General features: G+C 61.2%; 18 protein-coding genes and 2 pseudogenes. 11 read left to right on the top strand and 9 right to left on the bottom strand.

Translation table 11 applies throughout. The features are described from left to right. Positions 1 to 6: 6 nt before the first annotated feature. The gene (locus tag SJY21_RS00905) at positions 7 to 366 is read left to right on the top strand and encodes a HesB/IscA family protein (protein WP_377504853.1); all 360 of its coding nucleotides are present in this window, start codon (positions 7 to 9) and stop codon (positions 364 to 366) included. Further along, positions 363 to 698, top strand: coding sequence for a TfoX/Sxy family protein (locus SJY21_RS00900; RefSeq protein WP_377504850.1), 336 nt, complete (start codon positions 363 to 365; stop codon positions 696 to 698). Before SJY21_RS00905 ends, SJY21_RS00900 begins: the two co-directional genes overlap by 4 nt. Positions 699 to 706: 8 nt before the next feature. Here the strand turns inward: SJY21_RS00900 and SJY21_RS00895 are convergent, their stop codons facing one another. Next, positions 707 to 1,621: an isopenicillin N synthase family dioxygenase gene (locus tag SJY21_RS00895; protein ID WP_377513096.1), complete on the bottom strand. Its 915-nt coding sequence runs from the start codon at positions 1,619 to 1,621 to the stop codon at positions 707 to 709. Positions 1,622 to 1,733: 112 nt separating this feature from the next. Between SJY21_RS00895 and tpiA the strand changes: the two genes are divergently transcribed. Continuing rightward, positions 1,734 to 2,480, top strand: a complete 747-nt coding sequence (gene tpiA, locus SJY21_RS00890; protein WP_377504847.1) for a triose-phosphate isomerase — start codon at positions 1,734 to 1,736, stop codon at positions 2,478 to 2,480. A 106-nt stretch (positions 2,481 to 2,586) separates the two neighbouring features. On the opposite strand, the pseudogene SJY21_RS00885 reads toward tpiA, so the two are convergent. The 4 genes and pseudogenes from SJY21_RS00885 to SJY21_RS00870 form a co-directional block, all read right to left on the bottom strand. Next, a pseudogene (locus tag SJY21_RS00885) lies at positions 2,587 to 3,405 on the bottom strand (TRAP transporter large permease subunit); the annotation flags it as partial. 258 nt (positions 3,406 to 3,663) lie between these two features. Beyond that, positions 3,664 to 4,478 (bottom strand): annotated as a pseudogene (locus tag SJY21_RS00880) (TRAP transporter large permease); the annotation flags it as partial. A 3-nt stretch (positions 4,479 to 4,481) separates the two neighbouring features. Beyond that, a complete protein-coding gene (locus SJY21_RS00875) occupies positions 4,482 to 5,225 on the bottom strand; it encodes a TRAP transporter small permease (RefSeq protein WP_377504844.1) in 744 nt (247 codons plus the stop codon). Positions 5,226 to 5,306: 81 nt separating this feature from the next. Further along, the gene (locus SJY21_RS00870; protein WP_377504841.1) at positions 5,307 to 6,317 is read right to left on the bottom strand and encodes a DctP family TRAP transporter solute-binding subunit; all 1,011 of its coding nucleotides are present in this window, start codon (positions 6,315 to 6,317) and stop codon (positions 5,307 to 5,309) included. A 348-nt stretch (positions 6,318 to 6,665) separates the two neighbouring features. Between SJY21_RS00870 and SJY21_RS00865 the strand changes: the two genes are divergently transcribed. Further along, positions 6,666 to 7,082 (top strand): VOC family protein, encoded by a 417-nt coding sequence (locus tag SJY21_RS00865; protein WP_377504838.1) that lies wholly within the window; start codon positions 6,666 to 6,668, stop codon positions 7,080 to 7,082. A 72-nt stretch (positions 7,083 to 7,154) separates the two neighbouring features. On the opposite strand, the gene SJY21_RS00860 is transcribed toward SJY21_RS00865, so the two are convergent. Genes SJY21_RS00860 through SJY21_RS00850 form a run of 3 tightly spaced genes read right to left on the bottom strand, consistent with a single transcriptional unit; the run spans position 7,155 to position 11,703 of the window. After that, positions 7,155 to 8,681, bottom strand: coding sequence for a trimethylamine methyltransferase family protein (locus tag SJY21_RS00860; RefSeq protein ID WP_377504835.1), 1,527 nt, complete (start codon positions 8,679 to 8,681; stop codon positions 7,155 to 7,157). Then, positions 8,678 to 9,928, bottom strand: a complete 1,251-nt coding sequence (locus SJY21_RS00855) for a sigma-54-dependent transcriptional regulator (RefSeq protein ID WP_377504832.1) — start codon at positions 9,926 to 9,928, stop codon at positions 8,678 to 8,680. The genes SJY21_RS00860 and SJY21_RS00855 overlap by 4 nt, the downstream gene beginning before the upstream one ends. Further along, positions 9,925 to 11,703 (bottom strand): ATP-binding protein, encoded by a 1,779-nt coding sequence (locus tag SJY21_RS00850; protein ID WP_377504829.1) that lies wholly within the window; start codon positions 11,701 to 11,703, stop codon positions 9,925 to 9,927. The genes SJY21_RS00855 and SJY21_RS00850 overlap by 4 nt, the downstream gene beginning before the upstream one ends. Positions 11,704 to 11,762: 59 nt before the next feature. Between SJY21_RS00850 and SJY21_RS00845 the strand changes: the two genes are divergently transcribed. Further along, positions 11,763 to 12,926: a cytochrome P450 gene (locus tag SJY21_RS00845; protein ID WP_377504826.1), complete on the top strand. Its 1,164-nt coding sequence runs from the start codon at positions 11,763 to 11,765 to the stop codon at positions 12,924 to 12,926. 43 nt (positions 12,927 to 12,969) lie between these two features. Here the strand turns inward: SJY21_RS00845 and SJY21_RS00840 are convergent, their stop codons facing one another. Further along, complete coding sequence (locus tag SJY21_RS00840; protein WP_377513094.1) at positions 12,970 to 13,431, bottom strand: Lrp/AsnC family transcriptional regulator; 462 nt, start codon at positions 13,429 to 13,431, stop codon at positions 12,970 to 12,972. 132 nt (positions 13,432 to 13,563) lie between these two features. On the opposite strand from SJY21_RS00840, the gene cysG reads away from it, so the two are divergent. The 6 genes from cysG (at position 13,564) to SJY21_RS00810 (ending at position 19,108) form a co-directional block, all read left to right on the top strand. Next, the gene (cysG, locus tag SJY21_RS00835) at positions 13,564 to 14,964 is read left to right on the top strand and encodes a siroheme synthase CysG (protein ID WP_377504823.1); all 1,401 of its coding nucleotides are present in this window, start codon (positions 13,564 to 13,566) and stop codon (positions 14,962 to 14,964) included. Then, positions 14,961 to 15,257, top strand: a complete 297-nt coding sequence (locus SJY21_RS00830) for a DUF2849 domain-containing protein (protein WP_377504820.1) — start codon at positions 14,961 to 14,963, stop codon at positions 15,255 to 15,257. The genes cysG and SJY21_RS00830 overlap by 4 nt, the downstream gene beginning before the upstream one ends. 64 nt (positions 15,258 to 15,321) lie before the next feature. Continuing rightward, positions 15,322 to 16,986, top strand: a complete 1,665-nt coding sequence (locus tag SJY21_RS00825; RefSeq protein ID WP_377504817.1) for a nitrite/sulfite reductase — start codon at positions 15,322 to 15,324, stop codon at positions 16,984 to 16,986. After that, positions 16,976 to 17,725, top strand: a complete 750-nt coding sequence (locus tag SJY21_RS00820) for a phosphoadenylyl-sulfate reductase (protein ID WP_377504814.1) — start codon at positions 16,976 to 16,978, stop codon at positions 17,723 to 17,725. Before SJY21_RS00825 ends, SJY21_RS00820 begins: the two co-directional genes overlap by 11 nt. 48 nt (positions 17,726 to 17,773) lie before the next feature. Then, a complete protein-coding gene (locus SJY21_RS00815) occupies positions 17,774 to 18,187 on the top strand; it encodes a DUF934 domain-containing protein (protein ID WP_377513092.1) in 414 nt (137 codons plus the stop codon). A gap of 69 nt (positions 18,188 to 18,256) precedes the next feature. Further along, entirely contained in the window at positions 18,257 to 19,108 is an 852-nt protein-coding gene (locus SJY21_RS00810) for a ferredoxin--NADP reductase (protein ID WP_377504811.1), read from the top strand. The last annotated feature ends 39 nt before the right edge of the window (positions 19,109 to 19,147 follow it).

Genomic DNA, 19,147 nt, shown 5'->3' with positions numbered 1-19,147 from the left:
CCGCATATGTTCGGCATTCCCGGCAAACAGGCCGTCACAATCACCCCGCGCGCTGCGGCGCAGATCGCCAAACTCATGGGCCGCGATGACCAGCAGGGTTTGCGCATCGGCGTCAAGAAAGGCGGCTGTGCCGGCATGGAATACACCATGGAATTCGTGACCGAGGTTGATCCGCTGGACGAGGTCGTGGAGCAGGACGGCGCGCGCGTGATGATCGCACCGATGGCGCAGATGTTCCTGTTCGGCACGGAAATCGACTATGAGGTGTCCTTGCTGGAATCCGGCTTCAAATTCCGCAATCCCAACGTGACCGAAGCCTGCGGCTGCGGCGAATCCATCAAGTTCGACGAAAAACTCACGCAATGAGCGTGTCCGACGACCAGATCGAACATGCGCTTGAGTTGTTCGACGGTGTCGGCCCCCTGACCACCCGCAAGATGATGGGCGGGTTGTGCATCTACAGCGACGGTGTGATTTTCGCGATCATCCACGGCGACCACGGCATCATGATCAAGGGCAAGGGTGATTTCGTGACCGAGTTGGAACAGATGGGTTGCACCCGCTGGACCTATACCCGTGATCGTGGCGACAAGGCTGGCGGGCCAACGGGAATGCCCTACTGGACCCTGCCCGACAGCGCCCAGGACGACCCCGCCGAAGCATCAGCCCTTGCGCGCCGCGCCCTTGGATTCCTGTAGGGCGGGGTTCAACCCGCCGCCCCCTTTTGCAAATGCACATAGGTTTCATCAAACCGCTTTTGCAAATGATCCCCCGCCAGAATGACCTTGCCTGACCCGATCGGCGCCACATTGGCATCGTGGTTGGGGTTGAAAAACAGCGGCACCGAAATCCGTTCAGCCGTGGTGCCAACAACGCGGTGCGGCGTGGCGACAACACGCTTGTCCGTCCACATTTCCAGCATCTCGCCAAAGTTGATCACAAATTCGCCTACGGGGGCCGAAACGGGTATCCACCCCCCGCCCCGTTTGCGCACCTCCAGCCCCGGCGTGCCATCTGTCGCCAACAGGGTCAGGCAGCCATAATCGGTGTGGGTCGCAATGCCGAAATCGCGCGCGCCCGCCCAGTCGGGGCGCTGCGGATAATAATTGCCGCGCAGCAGGGCCATGGGGCGCGTGAACTTGTCCGCGAAGTAGCGCGCATCCTCGCCAATCGCGCCTGCCAACCCCGCCAATAGGTCCAGCGAAAACGCCGTTGCGGCACGGTAATAGGCCTGCACGGTGGTGGCAAACCCTGCTGGCCTCTCGGGCCACTGGTTGGGCGCATAACAGGCCAGCCCCGCCAAGGGATCATCGCCTGCCAGTTCAAACCCGCAATCAAACACCTGTTTGTAATCGGGGTTGGCGTCCGGATCGACCTGTTCGGCCCCCGGCGCGCCCCAGCCACGGTTTGCGCCCGTGCGGGCCATATCAATCGCGCGTTTGTCGGCCTCGGGCAGCGCAAAGAACGCAGCATAGGCGGCCAGCACATCCTGCACCGGACCATGCGACAGGGGCGTGTTGTGGATGGTCAGAAACCCGACATCTGCGGCTGCAATGCGCACCGCTGCGACCTCTGCCGCTTCGCCTGCCAAAAATCGCACTGCATCAATTCTCGGTATCATCGCATCCTCCAGCCGTGCCTCGACATCGCCGATCATGGCGCCATGGGCAAGCCCTTCCCGATTGCCCGTCCGCTTGCTAGAGTCCCCCAACCCCAGCCGAAAGGAACAGACCATGCGCCGCAAACTCGCCGCCGGAAACTGGAAGATGAACGGCACGCTGACCAGCGTGACCGAAGTGATGACACTCTGCGCCACCCACAAGGACCCCGGCGTCGATCTGCTGATCTGTCCGCCCGCGACGATGATCCGCACCCTTGGCACGGCCACCACCGACCATGCGATGCACATCGGCGGGCAGGATTGCCACGCACAAGCCAGCGGCGCGCATACAGGTGATATTGCCGCGCGCATGCTGGCGGATGCGGGCGCGACCCATGTGATCCTTGGCCATAGCGAACGGCGCGCCGATCACGGGGAAACCAGCGCCGATGTGCACGCCAAGGCACTGGCGGCCCATGATGCCAACCTCACGGCGGTGATCTGCATCGGTGAAACGCTGGCGCAGCGCGAGGCGGGCGAAACCTTGGATGTGGTCACCGCCCAATTGCACGACAGCACCCCTGACAGCGCCACAAGCGACACCACGGTTATCGCCTATGAACCGGTCTGGGCGATCGGCACCGGCAAAGTCCCCACACTGGAACAAATCGGCGAGGTCCACGCCGCCCTGCGCATCGCGCTGACCAGCCGGTTCGGCCAGGACGGTGACGCATTCCGCATCCTTTATGGCGGGTCGGTCAAGGGATCGAACGCGGCCGAGATCTTCGCCGTGCCGGACGTGGACGGCGCGCTGGTCGGTGGCGCGTCCCTCAAGGCCGAGGATTTCTCGCCCATCATCACGGCCTTGGAAAACGCCTAAACCTCATCTTGCTCTAAATATCCAAAACCACAGCAAAAAGGCGACGCTCGTTAAAAAGCGTCGCCTTTCTGCGTTCTTATAAAAAGCGCGCGCGCAAGCGCACCTTTTAGTTCGTTATGATCTCCGGCCCCATAAAGGTCGTGGGCAGGTAGGTCGATATGATCGGGATATAAGTGATCATGATCAGGAACACGAACAACACCAGCAGGAACGGCAGCGCCGCACGGACCACGGCCATCATTGGCATGCCTGCCACGCCCGAGGTCACAAAGAGGTTCAGACCGACCGGCGGGGTGATCATGCCGATCTCCATGTTGACCACCATGATGATGCCCAGATGGATCGGGTCCACACCCAACTCGATGGCAATCGGGAACACCAGCGGTGCGACGATCACGATCAGGCCTGATGGCTCCATGAACTGACCACCGATCAGCAAAATCACGTTGACGATCACAAGGAACATGATCTTGCCAAAGCCCGCGTCCAGCATCGCACCGGCGATATGCTGCGGGATCTGTTCGTCGGTCAGCACGTGTTTCAGGATCAACGCGTTGGCGATGATGAACATCAGCGTGATCGTCAGCTTGCCCGCGTCAAACAGCGTGTCGCGGGTATCGCGATGCACCAGCGACGGCACGAACCAGATCACCGCATTGCCCACACCCTTGCCGAACGACACCGCCGCACCGCCAAGGGATGCGCCATATGTCGTCCCAGCCCCGACCGCCTGCGCCGAGGACACATTCAGCGAGAACACAAAGATCACCGCAGGCAGCGCCACGAACAGCCCCACCAGGGCCGCAACAATCAGGGCAATCAAGCCGCCCATGACCCCGGCAAAGGCCACGATGTCGGTGGCCGCCAATGCGCTGGCATAGACACCGCCATAGACGTTTGGCACGATCAGGAAGATCGCGATCAGGGCAGGCAGCACGCCCAGCACCGCGATCAGCACCATGCCGATTGTGCCACGCGCATCCTGGAACCGGAACATCGCCCAGCCCGCAAGTGCGCACAGCGCGACCCAGCCCAGCGCCACTGGCATGCCAATGCTGCGCGGATAGGGCGCGCCTGTCGCACTGCTGGATGCCATGTAGTGCAGACAGAACCCGATCAGCGCAAAGACAATGACGCGGAACCCAAGGCTTAGCATCGGGCGTTCGGCGTCGTTCAACCATGGCCGCGTTTTCAGCGGGCCGATGTCTCGATAGACAAAGATCGCCACAAAGAAGGCATAGATCGAGGCAACAGCCGCCGCTTCGGTGGGGGTAAAGATCGCACCGGTCACACCGGGGACGCCGTAAATCCCGACCATGATGATCGCGATCAGCATCAGCCCCCAGAAGGCGTCGATCAGCGCGCCCGACATTTCACCCCAGCCCAGCCATTCGCCTTTGGGCATATTGCGGATGCGGGCAAAGATATAGATCGTCACCATCAGCATCAGACCGGCCAAAAGACCGGGAAAACACCCGCAAGGAACATCCGGCCCACGGACACGTCCGTAGCAGATGCATAAACCACCATGACGATAGAGGGCGGGATCAAGATGCCCAAGGTGCCTGCGTTACAGATGACACCTGCGGCGAATTCCTTGGTGTAGCCGACCTGCGTCATGGCCGCGATCACAATCGAGCCAATGGCAACCACCGTGGCGGGCGATGATCCCGACAGGGCCGCGAACATCATACAGGCCAGAACCCCCGCAATCGCCAACCCGCCCTGCAAATGCCCGACACAGGCGATGGCAAAGCGGATGATCCGTTTGGCCACCCCGCCGGTGGACATGAACGACGAGGCCAGCACAAAGAACGGAATGGCCAGCAGCGTGTAGTGCCCCGCCATCGCCTGATACAGCGACTGCGCCACCGAGGCGAGCGAGGTATCGGAAAACATCAGCAGGAAGATGATCGACGACAGACCAAGGGACACCGCAATCGGCACGCCGATCAGCAAAAGGCCGATAATCATCGTGAACAGGAGAAGAACTTCCATGGGTCAATTCCCCCCTTTGGCCACATGCGCGGCGGCTTCTTCGATGGCATCTTCGGCCTCGTGGCTGGCAATCAGGCTGTCCGCCCGCCCACGCAGGACGGCGACAGTGGCTTGCAGGATGCGAAACAGCATCAGCGCCACGCCAAAGGGCAAAATGAAATAGGGGATGAAACGCGGAAGTTTCTCGTATTCCTCGCCCATGTTGAAACGGTCTTCAAGGAAAGTGCGCCCGAACGGGATCGGCACCTGTTCGGTTTCATACCAGCCCTGATCGCGGGTGCTTTCGTCAAATCCGGTTGGAATGATGCGGCCCGTGGTTTGCTGATAGCCTGCGAACGGCGCCCAGTAGTCCCACGCGCCCTTCATGACCAGCCCGCCATAGGCGATGCAGGCCAGCGCCGACAGGATGACCAAAACGCGGCGCAGGGGTGCTGACGCGATGTTGATCACCGCATCCACGCCCAGATGGGCGCGCACCTTGAACCCGTAGGACAGGCCGAACAGCACCAGCCACGCAAACAGGATCAGCACCGTTTCCAGACCCCACAACAGGGTCGAGGGCAGATCGCGGCCGGTGATCCGCTCGATCAGGTGAATGAAGGACGATTCACTGCCATAGCGCAGCACCACGTTCACAAAGGTAATTACCGTCATCAACCCCAGAAGGATTGCGATGAATGTCTCTTCGGCTGTGTTGATAAAACGGCCAACCGGCCCGCGGGTGACGTCGCTGTGTGACGCGCTCATCCCATGCCCCTCCCCTCAAGGTTTGTCGTCAGGCACCCCGATCCTCCATCGGGATGCCCGGTCTTTTCAGGTTGTTGACGCTTACAGGGCGGCGTTGATCGCCTGTGCGGCGTCGATGTTTTCCTGACCGACGTCATCGGTGAACTGCTCCCAGACGGGCTTCATGGCTTCGACCCATGCGGCGCGCTGTTCAGCGGTCAACTCGCGCACAACGCCACCGGCGTCGATGATCGCCTGGCGGGCCTGCGCGTCAACTTCGCCAACGGCGGCGTTGCGTTCAACCGTGACCTCGTTGAGGATCGTCAGAAGCTGGTCACGCACGGCCGGATCAAGGCTGTCGAGGAAATCGACCGACGTCACGACAAGATAATCAAGCACACCGTGGTTGGTTTCGGTGGTGCCGTCCTGCACTTCAAAGAACTTCTGGCCATAGACGTTGGACCATGTGTTTTCCTGACCGTCCACAACGCCCGTCTGCAGGGCACCGTAAACTTCGGAAAACGCCATTGGCTGTGGCGACGCACCAAGCGCTTCCATCTGTGCAACCAGCACATCGGATGTCTGCACGCGGAACTTGAGGCCAGCAGCGTCCGTTGGTGCGATCAGCGGCACGTTGGCCGAAAACTGCTTCATGCCGTTGTGCCAGAATTCCAGACCCTGCAAGCCACGGCGGGTCATGGAGTCTTTCATCGCCTGACCGGCTTCGGACATCTGGAACGCATCAACCGCGTCGATGTTGGTGAACATGAAGGGCAGATCGAAAATGCGGAACTGCTTGGTAAAGGCTTCGAATTTCGACAGCGAAGGCGCGGCCATCTGGACGTCGCCCTGCAGCATCGCTTCAAGAACCTGATCATCGTTGTAAAGCGTCGAGTTGGGGAACACCTCCATGCACATCGTGCCGTCCATTTCGGCGTTCACGCGCTCCATCAACAGGGTTGCGGCGATGCCTTTGGGGTGGCGGTCGGTGTTGGTGACGTGACTGAACTTGACGACGATTTCGCCGTCATCACAGCCCATTGGATCGGCCATAGCGGATCCGGCGGCAATGCTCAGTGCGGCAACGGACGCGGCAGCTTTGAAGAATGACATGTATTTTCCTCCCTTGGAATCAGTAGTCAATTCACCCCGGGACGGGGATAAGCGGAAATTGCGCGCTGCCTGACATTACGGCAAGCGGGATCAGCGTGCGGCAGTCTCCACGGGATTTTTTTATGATTGTCATATAGTTATAGCACATTCTTACAGCGCTCAAAAATGCGGCACCGCAGCAACTGGCGGATTTTCACACATCCGTGATCGCTAACAGTGCGGAAATCCGCACACTTTTTTGGGTGCGCATCGCTACCGACGGCAATGATTGAGCCACAAAGCGTGTTGGTCTAGCGTCATGCGGCAAACACCCTCTGTTTACCAAGTATTAAGAAAGGACCGCGCTGCATGATTGCCTATGTCTCTGTCGGTGCTGATGACATTGCGCGCGCCAAGCGGTTTTATGGAGCATTCCTACCGGCCCTGGATTATCAGATGGAAGAAGGCGCAGAGGGGCTAAGCTACACGCTGCCCGTTGAACCGGGGCAACCGCCGATCTCGCCCGATTTCTATGTTAAGCCTCCATTTGATGGGCAAGCCGCCTCGGCGGGGAATGGTGCGATGGTTGCATTTCGAGCCCGCAGCCAAAGTCAGGTCCGCGCGCTTCACGCCGCAGGTCTTTCCGCTGGCGGCTTTGACGAAGGCCAACCGGGCTTTCGCGCCGCCTATGGCCCGCGTTTTTATGTTGGTTACCTGCGCGACCCGCAAGGCAATAAGATCGCACTGTTCTCGGACGATCCGGCTGAACCCGGACGCGACGGGTAACACGGGGCCATAATGCCAAAGTGCTTTAAACCGCCCTCGGCGCGCATGCGACAGGTTCTCGGCGCCTGCACGCTACCCTGTCAGCGGTTGCGCCCCGCCCGCTTTGCGCGTGTCGGCAACAAAGCGCGCGACCCGCTCGGCCGCTTCGGCGCAACCTGCGGGTTGGGTGTAATCGGCAAGGGTTTGGCGCACGATTTCGGCGGCGCGGTCCTCGGCCTTTTGCGCGCCATTGGCTGTCCATGTGCCAAAGGTCGACAGGTCCGCGTTTATCGGTGCGTAAAAAGCTGTGTCGAACCGTTCCATCGTATGCGGACAGGCAAAGAAATGCCCGCCGGGATCGACGCCGCGGATCGCGTCGAATGCCATACCGGCGGCACTTGCATCGACGGGCGCGCACAGTTCGGCCAGGGTCTGCACCGCCTCGATATCACAGATGAATTTCTCGAAACCAAAGGTCAGTCCGCCCTCAAGCCAACCGGCGGAATGCAGTGTCAGGGTCGCGCCCGCACTCATCGCGCCCCAAAGACCCATGATGTTTTCATGCACCGATTGCGGGTCGGCTGTGTTGCCTGCGGACCCCGCGGCAGACCGCCACGGTAGGCCGATATGGCGCGCCAACTGCCCTGCCCCAAGCTGCATTTTGATATGTTCGGGTGTGCCAAAGGCGGGTGCACCCGATTTCATATCGACGTTGGAACTGAACCCGCCGTAGCTGACCGGCGCGCCTGCCTTGGCAACCTGCGCCAGCACGATGCCCGCCAGTGCCTCGGCGTGTTGCAAGACCAGCGCCCCCGCGACCGTGACGGGGGCCATGGCACCGGCCAGACAGAACGGCGTGATGATCGTCATTTGCCCTGCGCGCGCGAAATCAATGATGCCCTGCGCCATGGGCACATCCAGCATCCGCGGGCTGTTGGAATTGATCACCGTGCTGACCCATGTGGCCGCCGCAAACGCATCCGCCGACAGATTCAGACCCATCTGCACCATTGCGAAACACTGTTCCGCCTGCCCCGTGCCGCGCGCAAAGACGGTCAGCAATTTGTCGGCATAGGCCAGTTGCGCCAGCGTCGTTTCAAGGTGGCGCAGGTTGATCGGGATATCCTGTGCCTCGGGGGCGATGGGCATCTTGTGGATCACATCAAAGCTTTGTACCAGCTTGATCGCATCGGTGAAACTGGCCAGATCGCCGGGGCGGCGACCGTTGGTCGCATCCGACACATTGGGGCAGCCACCGGCGGCGGAAAAGATCAGCGCGCCGTTTTCATAGGTCTGGTCACGGGCCGGATTGGGCGCGCGCATCGGGATGCTGGCAGGGGCCGTGGCAAGGGCGGCGGCGACCATATCGGACCCGATCCGCACCATATCATCATCAACGATTGCGCCTGCGGCACCCAGCATCTTGCGCGCTTCGGGCAGCAAAATCCTGATGCCCAGTTCCTGCAGGACGCGCAGCGCGGTGGCGTGCAGGCCTGCGACCTCATCCTCCGAGAACACCACCTGCGGCGTAAAAGGATTGCGCAGCTGGCGATAGTTTACCTGACGCGCGACAGGGGCTGCCTGACGTGCAGCACGGCCCCGGCGCTGTGGTGCTGTCATGATGCATCGCCCCTTTTGCGAAAGCTTTCGGCGCGCAACCCGTGGCGCGCCAGCTTGTCGTAAAAGGTCTTGCGTGGCAGTCGCAGCGTCTGTGCTGTTTGCGTCACCTGCCCGTCGTTTCTGCGCAGGGCGGCGATGATCAGCGACCTTTCAACCTGTGCCATCTGTTCGGCCAACCCAAGGATATCGTCCGCATCAGCGCGCGGCATATCGCTGATCCCCATGGCAAAGCGCATCGCCGCATTCATCAATGAACGCGCATTGCCGGGCCAGTCCTGCGCCATCAATCCGCCCAAGACGTCGGGCGTGATATCGGGTTCGGGCAGGTTCGCCTGCTCGCAGGCCACGCTGACATAATGGCGAAACAGCACCGGAATATCCTCGCTCCGGTCGCGCAGGGGCGTGATATGCACGCGCATCAGATCAAGACGATAGAACAGATCGCCGTTCAGGTGGCCGGCATCGACGCTGGCGGCGATATCCTGCGTTGTGCCGGAAATGACGCGCGCCGATGCACCGTTTTCCAGCGTGTCCATCAGGGCAAACTGCACGGCCGGTGCAAGGCCGGTGATTTCGTCCAGATAAAGCGTGCCGGATGCGGCATCCTGAAACGCCGCACCCAGGGTTTGCGTGGTCAGTGACGCCGCCGCGCATTTCACAAAGGGGCGGTTTCCGGCGGATGATAGCAGGTGGATCACTTCGGCAACCTTGGCGATTCCCGATCCGGGTTCGCCTGTGACCACAACCTCGGCGGCGGCGCGGGCCGCCGCGCGCACCCTCTCGCGCAGCTGTTGGGATTGCGCCGAGGTGCCGCGCAGCATCCGCGCCGCCGCATCGCCCTGCGCCACCTGCAATTTCAAACGGCGGTTTTCCAGCACAAGCCCGCGTCCATGCAACGCCTTGCCCACCAATCCCAGCAGATCCTGCGGCCCACAGGGTTTTTCCAGAAACCCGAACGCCCCTTCCGACATGGCGCGCACGGCCATCGGCACATCGGCCTCGCCGGTCAGCAAGATCACCGGCAGGTCAGGATCGACACTGCGCGTATGAGTCAAAAGGTGGAACCCGTCGCGCCCCGGCATACGGATATCAGTGACGATCACCCCATCGAAATCAGCGGTGATATGATCCTTGGCGGCGATAAACGATCCCGCCAGAACCGGCGAAAGATCAGCCAGTTCAAGGGTTTGACCCAAGGCCTCGCGCACCTCGCGATCATCATCAACCAAAAGGACCTGTTTGCTCATGCGGCTTGGGCCTTTCTGGCGGCGTCCAGTTCGACGGTAAAGACCGCCCCGCCATCCACGTGATTGCGCCCCTTGATCGAGCCGCCAAAGCTTTGCACCAGCCCATATGAAATCGACAGGCCAAGGCCCATGCCTTCGGCCGCGCCGATCTGTTTGGTGGTATAAAACGGGTCGAAAATCTTTTCGGGTTCCGACAGGCCCGGCCCGGTGTCGCGCACACCAAGTTCAACACGATCGCCCTGCGCGACAAGGCTGATTGTCACCTGTTTCGGGGTGCAGCCTTCCATTGCGTCAATCGCGTTGCCAATCAGGTTCAACAACACCTGCTGCAAACGCACCTCACCGCCCCGCACCAGCACAGGGGCCGCTGGCGCATCCCAGTGCAATGCGACTTCGGCCTGATGGGCGCGCGCCGCGCTCATTTCAAGAACGGTATCGACCACGGCACAGATATCCACATCGGACAGGGGTTCGCTTTCGTGGCGCGAAAAGGCGCGCAGGTTGCGAATGATCCGCCCCATCCGGCGGGCCAGATCGGATATGCGCGACAGGTTCTGCGCCGCCACATCGGGCTTGCCACGTTCCAGAAACCCGCTCGCATTTTCGGCAAACGACCGGATCGCCATCAGGGGCTGGTTCAATTCGTGGCTGATCCCCGCCGACATCTGCCCCAGCGCCGAAAGCTTGCCCGCCTGCACCAGATCGGCCTGCGCCTTTTGCAGGCGGGCCTCTGCGGCGGTGCGTTCCTGCACTTCGCGGCGCAAATCGGTGTTCACGGCGATCAGTTCGGCGGTGCGTTTTGCAACGCGTTCTTCAAGGCGCGCGTTGGCCCCTGCAAGGGTGCGGCGCCGTTCGGTTGCCAGAAACAACAGCGCGCCGAATGCCAGACAAAGGGCCGCCGCGACAGAGGCTTGCAAGAACGCCAGCTGACGCGCGGGCGCGACATCCAGCAACACCTCGCCGGTCATTTCAATCACCGGCAATTCAAGCGTCAGATGCAGGGCGCGTGCGGGCACATAGGGGCCGCCATCCACGCGCCAGATCTCGTGACCGCCCACATAGCGCGGTGTATAGGCAACAAAGGCCGTCACCGATCCGGTCGGATATTCGGGTGACTGCGCGGCACTGACGGGATCACCAGCGCGCGCGCGAAAAATCAGCTCGGACCGGTTCGAGACAAAGACAACACCTGCGTCGTCGGTGAAAAACATGGTCGGGCGATCACCGCGCCAGGCCGATTCCACCGCATCCACATCGGCCACGACCACAACTGCGCCCTGCACCGGTCCCTGCGGTGAAAACATCGGCGCGGCAAAGATGAAGGCGCGCCGCGTATAACGGCCACCAAAGCGGTCACTGACCAGATGGTAAACACCCAATGCGCCATCCATCGCGCGCTCGAAATAGGGGGTTCCGGCATGGGCCTGGGGCACGGCATCCGCGGCAGCCATACGTTCGCGCCCGGCCCCGTCCAGCACGATCACATCCAGCGATCCGGTCCGGTCAGCGGTTTCGCGCAGCAGCGCGCGGGCGCGACGGGGGTCGCCACCAACCTGCAAGTCCGGATGATCCGCCAGCAATACGGCCACCTCGCGATAGCGCTGCAACTGGCTGGTCAGCCGGTCGGCCGCCAGTGCGAGGTCCGCCCGCCCGCGCCGTTCCAGCTGATCAAGGGCGGCCGTATAGCCAACCCACCAGACACCCCCCGAAAAGGCAGCGACAAGGGCCAGATAGGCCAGCACCCCGAAGGCGCGGTTGCGAAGTGATCCTCCCATGATCCGACCTTAGAAAGGGCCGCTTGCAAAGACCAGTGCCAAGGCGCAAACCTGTGTCCATGAAATCACTGCGCCAATCCCCGACCGATCCCGCCTTCGTGCAAAACCCCTACCCGTTTTATGATCGCGCCCGCGCGGCGGGTGACTTATTCCTGTGGGAAGACTACGGCGTGATTTGCACAACGACCCACGGCGCGACGATGACGATCCTCAAGGACCGCCGGATGGGGCGTGAAATCCCGCCCGAAGTGGCCCCGCACATCGCACCGCATGTGCAGCCGTTTTATGATATCGAGGCGCATTCCATGCTGGAACTGGAACCGCCCCGGCACACGCGCCTGCGCGGTCTGGTCCTGCGCGCGTTCACCTCGCGCCGGATTGCGGCGCTGCAGCCGGATATCGAAAGCCTTTGTCATGATCTGATCGACCGGTTTCCCGACGGTCCGTTTGACCTGCTTGATACCTATGCCCGCATCGTGCCCGTGGTGATCATCGCCCGCTTGCTGGGTGTGCCCGAGGCGCGCAGCGACGATCTGTTGCGCTGGTCCAATGCGATGGTAGCCATGTATCAGGCCAACCGCACCCGCGCGATCGAGGATGCGGCCGTCGAAGCCACACTGGCCTTTCGCGCCTTCATTACCAGCTATATCGACGAAAAACGCAAAGCCCCCACCGATGATCTGATCAGCGAATTGATTGCCGCTGAAGAAGGCGGCGAACACCTGTCCACGGACGAGCTGATCACAACCTGCATCCTGTTGTTGAACGCCGGACACGAGGCCACGGTGCATACCATGGGCAACGGTGTGAAAACCCTTCTGGAACAGGGTGTTACAGCGATTGATGCGCGGGTGGTCGAAGAAGTGCTGCGCTATGATCCGCCCCTGCACATCTTCTCGCGGTGGGCACAAGAGGACGTGACGCTGCTGGGGCATGAATTCAAACGCGGCGATCAGGTAAATTGCCTGCTGGCAGCGGCCAATCACGATCCGCTGACCTATCCTGATCCCGCAACATTCGACCCGACCCGCAAGGGGCCACAAATGACCAGCTTTGGCGGTGGCATACACTTTTGTGTCGGCGCACCGCTGGCCCGTCTGGAACTTCTGATCGCGCTGCAAATCTTATGGGCGCGCTGCCCCGATCTGGCGCTGGCCGAACCGCCGATCTACGCCGATGTCTATCATTTCCACGGGCTGGAACGCCTGATGGTGACGCGCTGACGCGCCCCTTCTTTTGTTCAAAAATACTCAATATAAATCAACGCTATAGGGGCAATGCCACCGTCGATTTGATTTCTTCCATCGACAAAAGCGCCGTCACATTGTGCACCCGCACTTCGGAAATCAGCGCCTGATAGAAAACGTCATAGGCGCGGGCGTTCTTGACGCGCACTTTCAGGATGTAATCAATGTCACCCGCCAGCCGGTGCGCCTCTTGCACTTCGGGGCGGCTTTGCAGGGCTTTCAGGAATTTGCCCTGCCAGCCCGCATCATGTTCCGAGGTGCGGATCAGCACAAAGAAACAGGCCTCGAACCCCAGCGCCTCGGCGTCCAGAAGGACGGTCTGCTGGCCGATCACCCCGGCCTCGCGCAGCTTGCGGATGCGATTCCACACCGGCGTCTTGGATGACCCGATTTCGCGGGCGATTTCGTCGAGTGACCTAGCAGCATCCGCCTGCAGGGCTGCAAGGATTTTCCGGTCTGTTTCGTCGATCCGCACGGCCATTCCGATTTTCCACCTTGTTTGGAACAGCGGGTCCATTCCCGCCGCCATCGGAAACATACGTCCCTTTTCGCGCGGCGCAATAGCAAATTATCGGGAAAACGTTCTATATATGGGGCAACAAAGGATTGTCTGATGAACCACTTTCCAATCTTCATGGCCCTGGAGGGGCGCCGCGTGGTCCTGTCGGGTGGCGGGGACGCCGCCTTGGCCAAGCTGCGCCTGCTGCTGAAAACCACGGCGCACCTGACCGTTGTAACCGCAGATGCAGCGCCGGAAATCCATCGCTGGGCGTCCGAGGACAAGCTGACGCTGATCCTGCGCCCACAGGAACCCGGTGATGCGCTTTGCGCCGCGCTGTTCTATGCCGCCAACGAAGATGACGCCGAGGATGCCCGCGTGGCTGCCCTTGCCCATCGTGACGGAGCGCTGGTCAATATCGTCGATAATCTTGCCGACAGCCAGTTCATCACCCCCGCGATCGTTGATCGCGATCCGGTCACCGTGGCCATCGGCACCGAAGGGGCAGCCCCCGTGCTGGCCCGCGCGATAAAGGCCGATCTTGAGGCGCGCCTGCCCGCGACCCTTGGCCCGCTTGCCCGCATCGGCAAGACATTCCGCAAGGCGGTGGATGTGCTGCCCATGGGCGCGAAGCGGCGCGATTTCTGGTCGGCATTCTACTTTAAGTCCGGTCCACAAGCGATTGCGCAACATGGCGAAAACGGCGTGATCCCTGCCCTGGAAACCTTGCTGGATGATCACATCCAGACCCGCACGAAAGCGGGCCATGTTGACCTTGTCGGCGCAGGTCCGGGCGATCCTGAATTGCTCACGCTCAAGGCCCGCAATGCTTTGGACAAGGCCGATGTGGTGATCCACGACCGGCTTGTGACCCCCGAAATCCTTGAACTCGCCCGCCGCGAAGCGGTGATCATTGATGCGGGCAAGGAAGGGTTTGGGACAGCGATGGCGCAGGACGACATCAATGATCTGATCGTCAGTCACGCGCAACGGGGGTTGCATGTGGTGCGCCTGAAAGCGGGTGATCCGACAGTTTTTGGCCGTCTGGACGAGGAATTGGACGCAATCACGAATGCGGGGCTGCCCTATTGCATTGTCCCCGGCATCACGGCGGCCAGCGCGGCAGTCGCGGGCATCGGCCAAAGCCTGACCAAGCGTCAGCGTAATTCCTCGGTGCGGTTCCTGACAGGCCACGACACCCGCGGCTTTGCCGATCATGACTGGCGCGCGCTGGCGCGGCAGGGCGAGGTTGCGGCGATCTACATGGGCAAGAAATCGGCCCGCTTTATCCAAGGCCGCCTGTTGATGCACGGGGCCGATCCGGCCACGCCCGTCACCGTGATCGAAAACGTCAGCCGCCCCGACCAGTTCACGCTGGCCACGACCTTGGGCGAACTTGAACCAACCCTGACGCAGGCCGATCTGTCCGGCCCTGCCCTGACCCTTTTCGGGTTGGCCCCGCGCGCCGCTGTGGCCGCCGCCCAAACCATCCCCTTGCAGGAGATCGCACAATGAGCCGCGCTTTCACGCCCAAAGTGATCACCGCCAACCGCCTGCTGGAAGGCGACGCGGTCTGGCTGACCGAGGATGACCGGTGGAGCACCGACATGGCGCAGGCCGAACTGATCACGGACGAGGCCCATGCCACGATCCGCCTGCTGGACGCCGAGGCGCAGTCAAACGTGGTTATCGGTGTGTATCTGGTGGATGCACAAGAGAGCGCCAATGGCCCCGCCCCGACCCATTTCCGCGAGGCGTTTCGCACGCGCGGCCCGTCCAACTATGCCCACGGCAAGCAATCCGCCTGACAGAGTTTCGTCGAAACTCTGATCACAAATCCTTTGCAAGGATTTGGTCGCGAAAGGAAAAAAGATGTATCAATACAATGACTTTGATCGCAATTTCGTCCGTGCCCGCACGGCGCAATTCCGCGCGCAGGTGGAACGCCGCATTGACGGATCGCTGACCGAGGATGAATTCAAGCCCCTGCGCCTGATGAACGGTCTTTATCTGCAATTGCACGCCTATATGCTGCGCGTGGCGATCCCTTATGGCACGCTCAACAGCGCCCAGATGGACCAGTTGGCGATGATCGCTGACAAGTGGGACAAGGGCTATGGCCATTTCACCACCCGCCAGAACATCCAATACAACTGGCCTGCCCTGCGCGATGTGCCTGACATGCTGGATGCGCTGGCCGATGTGGGGATGCACGCGATCCAGACCAGCGGCAACACGATCCGCAACGTGACGGCGGACCATTTCGCCGGTGCTGCGGCGGATGAAATCGAAGACCCACGCCCGGTTGCCGAATTGCTGCGTCAGTGGTCGACAGATCACCCCGAATTCCAGTTCCTGCCGCGCAAGTTCAAGATCGCGATCACGGGGTCCGAAAGCGACCGCGCCGTCACCCGCGCCCATGACATCGGTTTGCGCATGGTAACGCGCGATGGCGCGGCGGGTTTCGAGGTCATCGTCGGGGGCGGATTGGGGCGCACGCCGATGGTTGGCAAGGTCATCCGCGCGTTCCTGCCCAAGGCTGATCTGCTGCCCTACTGCGAGGCAATCGTCAGTGTTTACAACCGCTTGGGCCGGCGTGACAACAAATACAAGGCCCGTATCAAGATCACCGTTCATGAAAACGGATTGGACAAGATGCAAGAGCTTGTCGAGGCGCGCTTTGCCGAAATCCGCCCCGCGTTCAGCGGTGTGGATCAGGAATTGCTTGCGGGTATCGAAGCGCAGTTCGCGCCGCCCGCGTTCAAATCTGCCGATACGGACGGGTTCGAGGCCGCGCGCCTTGCCAATCCTGCATTCCGCAGCTGGAGCGATACGAACCTGCATGCCCACAAGGCGGAAGGTTACGCCATCGTCAGTGTCTCGATCAAGAAACACGGTGCGACACCGGGCGATGCGACAAGCGACCAGATGCGCGTGCTGGCCGGTCTGGCGCGCCGCTATGGTCATGATGAATTGCGGATCAGCCACGAACAGAACGTCATCCTGCCGCATGTGCACAAATCCGACCTGCCCGCAGTTTATGCCGCCCTGCGCGCCGCCGATCTGGCCACGGCCAACATCGGGCTGATCAGCGATATCATCGCCTGCCCGGGCATGGATTACTGCGCGCTGGCAACGGCCCGCAGCATTCCGATTGCCCAAGAGATCGCCACGCGGTTTGATGAATTGAAGCTGGAGCACGAGGTTGGCCCGCTGAAGATCAAGATTTCCGGCTGCATCAACGCTTGCGGCCATCACCACGTGGGACATATCGGCATTCTGGGGCTGGATCGTGCGGGGGTGGAAAACTATCAGATCACCCTTGGTGGTGACGGAACCGAGGATGCGGCGATTGGTGAACGTGCCGGACCGGGGTTCAGCGCCGATCAGATCATTCCGGCGATTGAACGGCTGGTTCTGGGTTATCTGGACCTGCGCACCGACGCCGATGAAACCTTTTTGCAAACCTATCGCCGCCTTGGCATGGCGCCATTCAAGGCCGTGCTTTATCGCGAGGACAAAGCCGATGCCGCTTGATGGAAAAACCCAGACCCTGAACCGCCGCTTTGCCAACCATTCGGCCACATCCGTCATGGAGCATGCGTTGAAGAATCTTGGCACGGTCGGGCTGGTCAGTTCGTTCGGTGCCGAATCCGTGGTATTGCTGCACATGGCGGCGGTGATTGACCGCAAGGTTCCGGTGTTGTTCATCGACACGGAAATGCTGTTTGCCGAAACGCTGGTCTATCAGCAGGAGGTGGCCGAGCGGCTGCATCTGGAAAACGTGCGGGTGATCCGTGCGCCGCGCACGCAAGTCTTTGAGAAAGATAACGAAAACCTGCTGCATCTGCATGATCCCGATGCCTGCTGTGCCCTGCGCAAAACCCAGCCCTTGCAGGATGCCCTGCAAGGGTTTGACGGCTGGGTCACGGGGCGCAAGCGCTATCAGGGCGGACAGCGCGCGGCCCTTGAATTCTTTGAGGTCGAACGCCCCGCAGACGCCATGCCGCGCATCAAGGTCAACCCGCTGGCCCATTGGGACACGGCTGACTTGCAGGAATACATCGCCCAGAACCGCCTGCCCCGCCATCCGCTGGTGGCGCAAGGGTTTGCGTCGATCGGCTGTGCGCCCTGCACATCGCGGGTTGCACAGGGCGAAGACCCGCGCGCGGGGCGCTGGCGCGATACCGACAAGGAAGAATGCGGCATCCATTTCGAGGATGGCAAACTGGTGCGCACCCCGCGCGTTAACGCCTTGGGCGACCGGATTTCCTGAGTATTTTTGAACAAAAGAAGATGGGCCGTGCGCCCGAAGGACAAGATGATGAACGTGATCATAACAGATACCGGATTTGGTGTTGATGACTGGCAGGGAGATGTGACGCCCCTTTCGGACGTCGCGGCAAACAACCCTGTCACGGCCGTGGATATCCCGTCGGACGGTGATCCGGCTGCGCTGGCCTGCCGTTTGGTCGACGTGCAGATGATCCGCGTCGATTTCCCCAGTTTTGCGGACGGGCGCGGGTTTACCATCGCCGCGATGCTGCGCCGGATGGGATATGCGGGCCGCCTTCGCGCGCGCGGCCATGTGATCGCCGATCAATATGCCATGGCGCGCCGCAGTGGCTTTGACGAGGTTGAAATCAGCGAAACCCTTGCCGCCCGCCAGCCCGAGGATCAGTGGCTGGCCCGTGCCAATCACGCCGCACATGACTATGGCGCCCGCCTGCGCGGATAAGCCCCCCTTTTCTTGACCCATATCAACGCCTATGACGGAGGGCGGCCCTAAGATGCCGCTGATGAAATTATGACCGAGCAAAAACCAGTGACCCAAACCGCCGCCACACCTGCCGTGCCCACCCTGCCCGATGCCCAGACCGTGACGGGTGTGACGCATTACACGGACCGTCTGTTTTCGTTTCGTTGCACGCGGCCGGCGTCCCTGCGGTTCCGGTCAGGCGAATTTGTGATGATCGGGCTGATGGGCGATCCGGACCCCAAGACCGGCAAGGTCAAGCCGCTGTTGCGCGCCTATTCCATTGCCTCGCCATCCTGGGACGAAGAGCTGGAGTTCTATTCCATCAAGGTGCCAGACGGCCCGCTGACCAGCCGCTTGCAGCATATCAGTGTCGGTGACGAGATCATCCTGCGCCCCAAGCCGGTGGGCACGCTGGTGCATGATGCGCTGATTCCCGGCAAGCGCATCTGGTTCTTTGCCACGGGCACCGGTTTTGCGCCCTTCGCATCGCTGCTGCGCGAACCGCAGACCTATGCGGATTATGACGAGGTGATCATTACCCACACCTGCCGCGAGGCGGGCGAGCTGACCTATGGCCGCGAGATTATCGAGAGCCTGAAGGATGATGAACTGCTCAACGAGGTGATCGGCGAGGGGTTCTGGAAAAAGATCAAATACTACCCCACCACTACCCGCGAGCCGAGCGCCAAGATGGGCCGCATCACCGACCTGATGCGCAGTGGTGAGGCGTTCACGGATCTGGGCGTGGAACCGCTGTGTTCCCAAAACGACCGCGCGATGATTTGCGGCAATCTGGCGTTCAATCTTGAACTGAAAGAGATGCTGGAAGACTACGGGCTGGCGGAAGGTGCCAACTCCAAACCCGCGCAATATGTGGTTGAAAAAGCGTTTCTGGACTGATGCGCCCCATCATAAGATAGAAAATGGGTCGCGTATTCG

Origin of the sequence: Octadecabacter sp. R77987 (assembly GCF_042466115.1) — a bacterium.
Taxonomy (GTDB): Bacteria; Pseudomonadota; Alphaproteobacteria; order Rhodobacterales; family Rhodobacteraceae; genus SW4.
The sequence above is the reverse complement of the archived record's forward strand: the minus strand, read 5'-3'. Positions and strand labels throughout refer to the sequence as shown.